Below are 11,936 nucleotides of genomic sequence, written 5' to 3' on the forward strand. Positions count from 1 at the left end.
ATTGAACAGCGCCTCGGCTTGCGCACGTGGGTCATGTTCGGCTTCCATTTGGCGCAGTTCTTCTGCTTCGCGCCCTTCTTTTTCTTTGCGAGCCTTGTGGAACGCCATGCCGGTACCGGCTGGGATCAGACGACCCACAATGACGTTTTCCTTCAAACCGCGCAATTCATCGCGTTTGCCCATAATGGCCGCTTCGGTCAGTACACGGGTTGTTTCCTGGAAGGAAGCAGCCGAGATGAACGAATCGGTGGACAGCGACGCCTTTGTAATACCCAGCAAGATGTTTTGGTAGCTTGCTTCGCGCTTGTTTTCACTGCGCATTTTGTCGTTTGCGTCCAACAACTCAGAACGCTCGACCTGCTCGCCTGGGATGAAGCCGGTTTCGCCCGGATCATCCACGATTACACGACGCAGCATTTGACGAACAATCACTTCAATGTGCTTGTCGTTAATCTTCACGCCCTGTAAACGGTAAACATCCTGAACTTCGTCCACGATGTAGCGCGCGAGGGCTTCGATGCCCAACAAGCGAAGAATGTCATGCGGATCAGCTGGACCGTCCACGATAGATTCGCCCTTGTTAACCACCTGGCCGTCGTGTACCAGCACGTGTTTGTCTTTCGGGATCAAGAATTCATGTGACACACCGTCGAGGTCAGTAATGACCAGACGCTGTTTGCCTTTTGTGTCCTTACCGAAAGAAACCGTACCTGTGACTTCGGCCAACATGCCTGCGTCTTTGGGTGAACGGGCTTCAAACAATTCAGCCACACGTGGCAGACCACCAGTGATGTCACGGGTTTTCTGGCTTTCCTGAGGAATACGCGCCAGAACTTCACCCACAAACACGTCCTGGTTATCGCGTACTGTGATCAGTGCACCAACCGGGAAGCTGATGTTCACAGAATGATCAGAGCCGGCGATTTTCACTTCATTGCCCTGTGGATCGATCAATTTAACCTGCGGACGCTCGCCTTTGCTGCCGGCGGTACGACGCTTTGCGTCGATAACCACTAAAGTGGACAAACCGGTTACATCGTCGATCTGCTTGGCAACAGTTGCACCCTCTTCGATATTCTCGAAGCGGATCTTGCCGGCGTATTCGGTCACGATTGGACGTGTCAAAGGATCCCAGGTAGCCAGCATTGCGCCCGCTTTAACCTGATTACCATCCAGCACGGCCAGTGTCGCACCGTAAGGCACTTTGTGACGCTCGCGCTCACGACCGAAGTCATCGGTGATCAGCACTTCGCCTGAACGGGAAATTACGATCTGCTCGCCCTTGCCATTGGTGACGTAGCGCATAGTGGCAGTGAAACGGATCACGCCGTTTGACTTGGCTTCAATGCTGGACACCACTGCTGCACGAGACGCCGCACCACCGATGTGGAACGTACGCATAGTCAGCTGTGTACCAGGTTCACCGATGGACTGCGCAGCGATCACACCCACAGCTTCACCGTTGTTGACCAAGTAACCGCGACCGAGGTCACGACCGTAACACTTGGCACACAGGCCGTAGCGTGTGTCGCAAGACAGTGGCGTACGTACGCGCACTTCATCGATCCCCAGATGGTCGATCAGTTCAACCGCATCTTCGTCGAGCAGCTTGCCAACTTCGAAGACGGTTTCCTGAGTTTCAGGGTTGACTACATCAGACACCACTACGCGACCCAAAATACGATCGCGCAAGGCTTCAATCACCTCACCACCTTCAACCAGGGCCTTCATGGCCACGCCGTTAGAGGTACCACAATCGTCTTCTACCACGACCAGGTCTTGGGTCACATCAACAAGGCGACGCGTCAGGTAACCGGAGTTCGCTGTTTTCAGTGCCGTGTCGGCCAAGCCTTTACGTGCACCGTGCGTTGAAATGAAGTACTGCAATACGTTCAGACCTTCGCGGAAGTTCGCAATGATCGGCGTTTCGATGATCGAGCCGTCTGGCTTGGCCATCAAGCCACGCATACCGGCCAGCTGGCGGATCTGCGCTGCTGAACCACGCGCGCCGGAGTCAGCCATCATGTAAATCGCGTTGAACGATTCCTGACGAACTTCGTTACCGTTACGGTCGATGACTGGTTCGGTAGCCAGCTGTTCCATCATGGCCTTGCCAACCTGGTCGCCTGCACGGCCCCAGATGTCAACAACCTTGTTGTAACGTTCACCCTGTGTTACCAAGCCAGATGTGTACTGGGATTGAATTTCCTTCACTTCTGCTTCAGCGGCAGCGATGATGACCTGCTTCTGAGCCGGAACCACCATGTCGCCCATGGCGATGGAAATACCGCCGCGAGTGGCCATGCGGAAACCGAACTGCATCAGCTTGTCTGCAAAAATCACCGTTTCACGTAAACCACAGCGACGGAAAGACGCGTTGATCAGGCGGGAAATTTCTTTCTTCTTCAAAGGACGGTCAATGAAGGAGAACGGCAAGCCCGGTGGCAGGATTTCTGACAACAAGGCACGACCAACAGTTGTTTCATAGCGCGTGCGCTTGGAGGTCTTTTCGCCAGTTTCCTTGTTCACATCGTATTCAGTGATGCGAACGGTTACACGGGTGGCCAACTCGACTTCTTTGTTGTCATAGGCACGATTCGCTTCGCTGACATCAGAAAACATGATGCCTTCGTTGCGGCCGTTGACTTTGTCACGGGTGGTGTAGTACAGGCCCAACACGATGTCTTGTGAAGGAACGATAGACGGATCACCGTTGGCGGGGAACAGCACGTTGTTCGATGCAAGCATCAGGGTACGCGCTTCGATCTGGGCTTCCAGAGACAAAGGCACGTGAACCGCCATTTGGTCACCGTCAAAGTCGGCGTTGAACGCGGCACACACCAGCGGGTGCAATTGAATGGCCTTGCCTTCAATTAGCACGGGCTCAAAAGCCTGAATACCCAAGCGATGCAAAGTTGGCGCGCGGTTCAACATGACCGGATGCTCGCGAATCACTTCTTCCAGAATGTCCCAAACGATGGGTTCCTGGTTTTCAACGAATTTCTTGGCTTGCTTGATGGTTGTTGCGATGCCCATCACTTCCAAACGGTTGAAAATGAACGGCTTGAACAATTCGAGCGCCATCAGCTTTGGCAAACCGCACTGGTGCAATTTCAGCTGTGGGCCCACCACGATCACTGAACGACCCGAGTAGTCCACACGCTTGCCCAGCAAGTTTTGACGGAAACGACCACCCTTGCCCTTGATCATGTCGGCCAAAGACTTCAATGGGCGCTTGTTGGCGCCAGTCATGGCCTTGCCGCGACGACCGTTGTCCAGCAATGAGTCGACAGCTTCCTGCAACATGCGCTTTTCATTTCGCACAATAATGTCAGGCGCGTTCAACTCGAGCAGACGCTTCAGGCGGTTGTTTCGGTTAATGACGCGACGGTACAAATCATTCAGGTCAGAGGTCGCAAAGCGGCCACCATCAAGCGGCACCAATGGGCGCAATTCTGGCGGCAACACGGGTAACACTTCCAGAATCATCCACTCTGGCTTGATGCCAGACTTCTGGAAACCTTCGAGCACTTTCAGGCGCTTGGCGATTTTCTTGATCTTGGCCTCAGAATTGGTGGTACCCAACTCCTCGCGCAGTGTGGTCACTTCGCGGTCAATGTCAATGGACTTCAGCAATTCCTTGATGCCTTCAGCACCCATGAACGCAACGAAATCGTCACCATACTCTTCTTGCTTGGCGAGGTAATCTTCTTCGGTTAGCAGTTGCGCGCGCTTGAGCGGGGTCATGCCAGGCTCTACAACTACGAAACCTTCGAAGTACAACACACGCTCGATGTCACGCAGTGTCATGTCCAGCACCATGCCCAAACGGGATGGCAAGGATTTCAGAAACCAGATGTGCGCAACAGGCGACGCAAGATCGATGTGGCCCATGCGCTCACGACGCACTTTGGCCAAAGTCACTTCAACGCCACACTTCTCGCAGATCACACCGCGATGCTTCAAACGCTTGTACTTGCCGCACAAGCATTCGTAGTCCTTGATTGGGCCAAAAATTTTGGCACAAAACAGACCATCACGCTCGGGCTTGAAGGTGCGGTAGTTGATGGTTTCTGGCTTTTTAACTTCACCGAAAGACCACGAACGGATTTTGTCGGGCGATGCGATCGCAATCTTGATTGCGTCGAACTGCTCGTCTTGCTGGACCTGTTTAAACAGATCTAATAAAGCTTTCATTTAAATACCTCCGTCGCGACCGATCAATTACGGTCCAGATCAATATCAATACCGAGTGAGCGGATTTCTTTCACGAGTACGTTGAAAGATTCCGGCATACCGGCATCGATCGTGTGATCACCTTTGACCAAATTCTCATACACCTTCGTACGACCATTCACGTCATCTGACTTTACAGTCAACATTTCCTGCAGCACGTACGATGCGCCATATGCTTCCAAAGCCCACACTTCCATCTCACCGAAGCGCTGGCCACCGAACTGGGCTTTACCGCCCAGTGGCTGCTGCGTAACCAGAGAGTATGGTCCGGTTGAACGGGCGTGCATTTTGTCATCAACCAAGTGGTGCAACTTCAGCACGTGCTTGTAGCCAACAGTGACCTTGCGGTCGAATGCGTCACCTGTGCGCCCGTCATAGAGGGTCACCTGGGTTTTGGACTCGTTAAAGCCCAAAGCCTGCATGCGTGGGTCTTCGTCCGGGTAAGCCAGACGCAGCATTTCAAGAATGTCTTCTTCGTTCGCACCGTCGAATACCGGTGTAGCGAAAGGCATGCCCTTGGTCAGGTTTTTGCCCATGTTGATAATTTCGATGTCCGTCAGGGAATCAAGATCAACTGTGGTGCCTGTGCCGTTGTATACCTTGTGCAGGTATTCACGCAAGCGCGCCACGGCATTCTGTTCACGCAGCATTTCATTGATGCGATCACCGATACCCTTTGCGGCCCAACCGAGGTGGGTTTCAAGAATCTGGCCCACGTTCATACGTGAAGGAACACCCAAGGGGTTCAATACGATGTCGACAGGACGACCATCTGCCATGTGTGGCAAGTCTTCCACAGGCACGATCTTGGAAACCACACCCTTGTTACCGTGACGTCCGGCCATTTTGTCACCAGGCTGCAAGCGACGCTTGACTGCCAGGTACACCTTGACCATTTTCAGAACGCCTGGTGGCAATTCATCGCCCTGCGTCAGTTTCTTGCGCTTTTCTTCAAAAGCCAGATCAAACTGATGACGCTTGTCTTCGATTGACTTCTTCAGTGTTTCAAGTTGGCCAGCAGCCTCTTCTTCCGCAAGACGGATATCGAACCAGTGGTGATGATCAACTTCTTTCAAATACTCAGTCGTGATCTTTGTGCCTTTCGCCAGCTTGGCTGGACCGCCATTGGCCACTTTACCAACCAGGAAACGCTCGATACGGCTGAATGCATCAGCTTCAACGATACGCATCTGGTCATTCAGGTCCAGGCGATAGCGCTTCAGCTCATCATCAATGATGGACTGTGCACGCTTGTCTCGCACGATGCCTTCACGGGTGAACACCTGAACGTCGATCACAGTACCTGTCATGCCGGAAGGCACACGCAGGGAGGTATCTTTCACGTCGGATGCTTTTTCACCGAAAATGGCACGAAGCAATTTCTCTTCGGGGGTGAGCTGGGTTTCGCCTTTTGGCGTAACCTTGCCCACCATGACGTCGCCTGCCTGTACCTCGGCACCGATGTACACGATACCGGACTCATCCAGACGCGACAGCTGGGCTTCAGACAAGTTGGAAATATCGCGAGTAATTTCTTCGGAACCCAGTTTGGTGTCACGCGCAACCACTGACAGTTCTTCGATGTGAATCGAAGTGTAGCGGTCTTCGGCAACAACGCGCTCTGAGATCAAGATCGAATCTTCGAAGTTGTAACCGTTCCAGGGCATGAACGCGACAAGCATGTTCTGACCCAAGGCCAATTCGCCCAGGTCGGTGGAAGCGCCATCTGCAATGACGTCGCCCTTGGCGATGATGTCGCCCTTGTTCACGATAGGACGCTGGTTGATGTTGGTGTTCTGGTTGGAACGTGTGTACTTGGTGAGGTTGTAAATATCTACACCCACCGAACCAGATTCAACTTCGTTGTCGTTCACGCGAATCACGATACGGTTTGCATCCACGTAATCCACGACACCGCCATGGTCGGCCACGATTACCGTGCCCGAGTCGACGGCAACAGTACGTTCAATACCGGTACCGGCGAACGGTTTTTCAGGGCGCAGACAAGGCACAGCCTGACGCTGCATGTTCGCACCCATCAGAGCTCGGTTCGCATCGTCGTGTTCCAGGAACGGAATCAATGAGGCAGCAACAGACACGATCTGGCCTGGAGCAACGTCCATCAATTCAACGCCGGAAGGATCCATCAGCTCGAATTCACCAGCCACACGGCAGGAGACCAAATCGCCGACCAAGCGCTTCTTCTCGTCGATTTCCGCGTTCGCCTGCGCGATCACAAAACGACCTTCTTCAATTGCAGACAAGTAAACGATTTCGTCGGATACAACGCCACCTTCAACCTTGCGGTAAGGTGTTTCCAGGAAGCCATACTCGTTCAAACGAGCAAACATCGCCATGGAGTTGATCAGACCAATGTTCGGACCTTCTGGAGTTTCAATTGGGCACACACGACCATAGTGGGTGGTGTGTACGTCACGCACCTCGAAGCCGGCGCGCTCACGGGTCAAACCGCCTGGGCCCAAAGCTGATACGCGACGCTTGTGCGTGATTTCAGAAAGTGGGTTGGTTTGGTCCATGAACTGTGACAGCTGGGAGGAACCGAAGAATTCCTTGATCGCCGCAGAAATCGGCTTGGAATTGATCAGGTCATGCGGCATCAGGTTTTCGGCTTCAGCCTGACCCAAGCGCTCTTTCACAGCACGCTCAACACGCACCAAGCCCGCACGGAACTGGTTTTCAGCCAATTCGCCTACACAGCGAACGCGACGGTTACCCAGGTGATCGATGTCATCGATCTCGCCATTGCCGTTGCGCAAGTCAACCAGAATCTTGATCACGGCGAGAATGTCGTCATCTTGCAGCACCATGGCGCCTTCCACTTCCGGACGACCAACACGGCGGTTGAATTTCATACGACCCACACGGGACAAATCGTAGGAGTCTTCGCTGTAGAACAAGCGATTGAACAACATTTCCACCGCTTCTTCTGTGGGCGGCTCGCCTGGACGCATCATGCGATAAATCGCAACGCGCGCCGCGGTTTGATCTGCTGTTTCGTCGGTGCGCAGCGTTTGCGAAATGTAAGCACCGTGGTCAAGTTCGTTGGTGAAAATGGTTTCAACCACTTTCACACCCGCATCACGGATCTTGCCCATGATTTCTTCGGTGATTTCGTCATTGGCAGAGGCCACAACTTCACCAGTGCTGGCGTCGACAATGTTCTTGGCCAAGGTGCGGCCAATCAGGAAGTCTTCAGGCACAGAAATCTTTTTTAAGCCTGCTGCTTCAATGTCACGAATGTGCTTGGCGTTGATACGCTTGTCCTTCTGGACCAACACTTTGCCGGACTTGTCAACGATGTCAAATTTGGCAACTTCACCTTTCAGGCGTGAGGTCACCAAATCCATCGATGCGCCTTCTGATTTGATTTCGAACTGATCGAATTCAAAGAAGGTAGACAGAATTTGCTCGTTATTCATGCCGATAGCTTTGAGCAGAATTGTCACGGGCATCTTGCGACGACGGTCGACACGGAAGTACAGCACGTCTTTGGGATCAAATTCGAAGTCGAGCCATGAACCACGGTACGGAATGATTCGAGCCGAGAACAGCAATTTGCCAGAGCTGTGTGTTTTGCCACGGTCGTGTTCAAAAAACACGCCAGGTGAACGGTGCAGCTGAGACACGATAACGCGCTCGGTACCATTGATTACGAATGAACCGTTTTGTGTCATGAGTGGCAATTCACCCATGTACACTTCCTGCTCCTTGACCTCCTTCACCGTAGGCTTGCTGGCCTCACGGTCCAGAAGTACAAGGCGCACGCGCGCACGCAGCGGAGAGCAGAAGGTCAGGCCACGCTGTTGACATTCTTTGACGTCAAAAGCGGGTTCGCCCAGTGCGTATTGCACAAACTCCAAGCGAGCGTAACCGTTGTGCGAAACAATCGGAAATACAGACTGAAATGCTGCCTGTAGACCTTGTTCCGCGCGCTTTTCAACTGGAAGACCCAGTTGAAGAAAGTCGGTGTAAGAGTCAAGTTGAGTGGTGAGAAGGTACGGTACATCCAAAACTGGAGGCCGTTTCGCAAAGCTTTTGCGTATGCGTTTTTTCTCGGTGGCAGAGTAAGACATATTTTCTGTCCTGATGTCGAGCGGATTAAGCGATATGCATGTGATCTACACATGGCTTAACACACTCTAGTTTGTAATCGCTTTCTCAAGCGCAAAAAGCCCGGAGGCAAAAACCCCCGGGCATTTCAAAAACCGACATTACTTAACGTCGACTTTTGCACCAGCTTCTTCAAGTTGCTTCTTAACGTCATCAGCTTCAGCTTTGGAAACGCCTTCCTTAACAGCTTTAGGTGCGCCGTCAACCAGGTCTTTCGCTTCTTTCAGGCCAAGACCTGTCAGTGCACGAACTACCTTAATTACGTTTACTTTGCTTTCGCCAGCAGCAGTCAGAATTACGTCGAATTCTGTCTTCTCTTCAGCAGCAGCGGCACCGCCACCAGCAGCAGGAGCAGCAACTGCAACAGCAGCAGCAGCGGCAGAAACGCCAAACTTCTCTTCCATTTCTTTGATCAGTTCGGACAGTTCGAGTACGGTCATGCCAGCGATGGCGTCGAGGATTTCGGCTTTAGTTGCCATTTGAGTATTCTCCAGTTAAAAGTTTGATTCGGCTATCTTGAAAAAAGTTAAGCAGCTTGCGATTCTTTCTGATCACGAACGGCAGCAACACCGCGAACAAATTTCGTAGGTACTTCGTTGAGCGTACGTACGAATGTCGCGATAGGTGCTTGCATCGTGCCCAGCAATTTCGACAGAAGCTCGTCACGACTTGGCATGGTGGCCAGGGCCTTCACACCATCAACACCCATCACTTGGCCAGGCAAAGCACCAGCTGTAAGAATGAGTTTGTCGTTTGTCTTCGCGAAATTGACCAACACTTTGGCTGCTGCAACGGGATCGGGACTGATACCGTAAATCAGCGGGCCAACCATTTTGTCGGACAAACCTTCAAAGGCTGTACCGGCAATGGCTCGCTTTGCCAACGTGTTCTTCAGAACACGCAAATAAACACCTGCTGCACGAGCTTCCTTGCGGAGCTGCGTCACACTTTCTACAGACAGACCACGATATTCAGCAACAACCACTGCTTGAGCACTGGCCAACTGACCTGTGATCTCTTCAATGACTGCTGCTTTTTCTTGGCGATTCAATGCCACGGTCTTTCTCCAAAAAGAAGCGCTTATTGCACTGTTTAAAACAGGCGACCGAAATCAAGCTTTGAACATACATTCATTACTTTTACTCGGGACCGCCATCTAGGTTGGATGGTTTTTTAAAATACAGAAATCAAAGATTCCTGCATTTCCAACGGTCTTTGACAACCTGTGAGCGCCGACAAGTCGGCTCACACAGCCCAAAGTTCTTTACTGACCCAACACAGAGGTTTGGTCAACACGTACACCACCACCCATGGTGCTGGATACGGCAATCTTTCTCAGGTACACACCCTTAGACGATGCTGGCTTTGATTTGTTCAACGCGTCCAGCAAGGCTGTCAGGTTGGACTTCAGCTTTTCAACATCGAAAGAGGCGCGACCGATTGTGCAATGAATAATGCCAGCCTTGTCAGTACGGAACTGCACTTGACCTGCCTTGGCGTTTTTAACCGCTGTGGCTACATCAGGAGTCACGGTGCCAACCTTCGGGTTTGGCATCAAGCCACGTGGACCCAAGATTTGACCCAAGGTACCTACGATGCGCATTGTGTCTGGTGAGGCGATGACCACGTCAAAGTTCATGTTACCGGCCTTGACTTCAGCAGCCAGGTCGTCCATGCCAACGATGTCTGCACCGGCGGCTTTGGCTTCTTCAGCCTTGGCGCCCTGGGCAAATACAGCCACGCGAACTGTCTTGCCAGTGCCTGCTGGCAAAACAACTGAACCACGAACAACCTGGTCAGATTTACGTGCATCAACGCCCAGCTGAATAGCGGCATCAACAGACTCGTCAAACTTGGCAGTTGCGGTTTCCTTGATCAGGCCCAGAGCCTGCTCTACTGGGTATACAGCATTGCGGTCAATTTTCGCGCGCAATGCTTGTGTGCGTTTGGACAACTTAGCCATTTACAGACCCTCCACCACGATACCCATGCTGCGAGCTGAGCCAGCGATGGTGCGTACAGCAGCATCCATGTCAGCAGCCGTCAGGTCGGGCATTTTTGTTTTTGCGATTTCCTGAGCTTGCTCAAGAGTGATTTTACCCACTTTGTCCAAATGCGGACGTGGGGAGCCCTTGGTGATCTTTGCGGCCTTCTTGATCAACACGGTCGCAGGAGGCGTCTTCATGATGAACGTGAAAGACTTGTCTGCGAAAGCGGTGATCACCACAGGAATCGGCAGACCTGGCTCGAGGCCTTGAGTCTGAGCGTTAAACGCCTTACAGAATTCCATGATGTTCAGACCACGCTGACCCAGTGCTGGGCCGATGGGTGGGGATGGGTTTGCCTTACCAGCTGGTACTTGCAGCTTGATAAAGCCAATGATTTTCTTGGCCATTGAAATTTCTCCGTGAGTTCAAACGCAGCCAGAGGCCGCTCCTCTCATTGCTTGAATTACCGTTCACCCTGTCAGCAATCAAATACAGGCGGCGGGAAAACATGACAGCCTCAGATCAAACTTTTTCGACCTGATGGAAATCCAGCTCAACGGGCGTGGCTCGACCAAAAATGGTAACCGACACACGAAGCTTGCTTTTTTCGTAATTAATTTCTTCGACATTGCCATTAAAGTCTGCAAATGGGCCTTCTTTGACACGAACCATTTCACCCACTTCATACAACACTTTCGGACGCGGCTTCTCAGCGCCCTCTTGCATTTGCTGCATGATTTTATCGACTTCCTTTTGGGAAATCGGTGTAGGGCGATTGCCTGTGCCGCCCACAAAACCAGTGACTTTCGGCGTGTTCTTGACCAAATGCCATGAATCGTCTGTCATTTCCATTTCGACGAGAACATAACCAGGAAAGAAACGACGCTCAGAAATTGATTTTTGACCACCCTTGATTTCAACCACTTCTTCAGAGGGAACAAGGATTTGGCCAAACAAGTCCGAAAACTCGGAACGGTCAATGCGCTCCTGCAGTGCTCGCTGCACACTCTTCTCAAGTCCTGAGTAGGCGTGCACCACGTACCAGCGTTTTGACATTATATTGTCCACCCTAAAATCAGATCGTAGAACACCCACTCAAGCGTTTTATCCACCAGAAGAAGATAAATCGACATGATCAAGACGAACACAAAGACCACACCGGTCATTTGCATACCTTCTTTGCGGGTTGGCCAAACAACGCGTTTGGCTTCGTTCACGGAATCCTTGGCGAAACCCACAAACCGCTTGCCGGTTTGCGAGAGCAGAAAACTACCAACCGCCAACACAACACCTAACAAGACAACGCCAAGGCGAATGAAGAAATCTTCTGCCGACAAAACTTGATAAGCCACCGCGCCGCCGATTGCGAATGCAACCGCCAGCACAAGCATCAGCTTGTCCTGCCCTGTAGATACTGTTTGAATGTCGTTTTGTGCCATATTCTCAAAATGTAAGCCGCCGCTGAAGCGATTCAGCGGCGACAGTCCTACCAAATTTGGCAGGGCAAGAGGGAATCGAACCCACAACCTTCGGTTTTGGAGACCGACGCTCTGCCAATTGAGCTATTGCCCTAAAAAACTC

At 52.0% G+C, this 11,936-nt stretch carries 8 protein-coding genes and 1 tRNA gene; all 9 read right to left on the reverse strand.

All coding sequences use genetic code 11. The annotated features are described in order from the left end of the window. Positions 1-4,197, reverse strand: a 4,197-nt coding sequence (gene rpoC / locus LMED105_RS02855; protein ID WP_008248004.1) for a DNA-directed RNA polymerase subunit beta', incomplete at its 3' end; no start/stop codon positions are given. A 23-nt stretch (positions 4,198-4,220) separates the two neighbouring features. Next, complete coding sequence (gene rpoB, locus LMED105_RS02860) at positions 4,221-8,330, reverse strand: DNA-directed RNA polymerase subunit beta (RefSeq protein WP_008248005.1); 4,110 nt, start codon at positions 8,328-8,330, stop codon at positions 4,221-4,223. Between the two features lie 138 nt (positions 8,331-8,468). After that, positions 8,469-8,846: a 50S ribosomal protein L7/L12 gene (rplL, locus tag LMED105_RS02865; RefSeq protein ID WP_008248006.1), complete on the reverse strand. Its 378-nt coding sequence runs from the start codon at positions 8,844-8,846 to the stop codon at positions 8,469-8,471. Positions 8,847-8,893: 47 nt separating this feature from the next. Beyond that, the gene (gene rplJ, locus LMED105_RS02870; protein ID WP_008248008.1) at positions 8,894-9,424 is read right to left on the reverse strand and encodes a 50S ribosomal protein L10; all 531 of its coding nucleotides are present in this window, start codon (positions 9,422-9,424) and stop codon (positions 8,894-8,896) included. Positions 9,425-9,631: 207 nt separating this feature from the next. Then, positions 9,632-10,330, reverse strand: coding sequence for a 50S ribosomal protein L1 (rplA, locus tag LMED105_RS02875; RefSeq protein WP_008248010.1), 699 nt, complete (start codon positions 10,328-10,330; stop codon positions 9,632-9,634). Further along, positions 10,331-10,762, reverse strand: coding sequence for a 50S ribosomal protein L11 (gene rplK, locus LMED105_RS02880; protein WP_008248012.1), 432 nt, complete (start codon positions 10,760-10,762; stop codon positions 10,331-10,333). A 115-nt stretch (positions 10,763-10,877) separates the two neighbouring features. Further along, a complete protein-coding gene (gene nusG, locus LMED105_RS02885) occupies positions 10,878-11,411 on the reverse strand; it encodes a transcription termination/antitermination protein NusG (protein ID WP_008248014.1) in 534 nt (177 codons plus the stop codon). Then, a complete protein-coding gene (gene secE, locus LMED105_RS02890) occupies positions 11,411-11,794 on the reverse strand; it encodes a preprotein translocase subunit SecE (RefSeq protein ID WP_040512271.1) in 384 nt (127 codons plus the stop codon). Before secE ends, nusG begins: the two co-directional genes overlap by 1 nt. A gap of 57 nt (positions 11,795-11,851) precedes the next feature. Beyond that, positions 11,852-11,927 (reverse strand) — tRNA-Trp (locus LMED105_RS02895). Between the last annotated feature and the right edge of the window lie 9 nt (positions 11,928-11,936).

The organism is Limnobacter sp. MED105, assembly GCF_000170915.1.
Classification (GTDB): domain Bacteria; phylum Pseudomonadota; class Gammaproteobacteria; order Burkholderiales; family Burkholderiaceae_B; genus Limnobacter.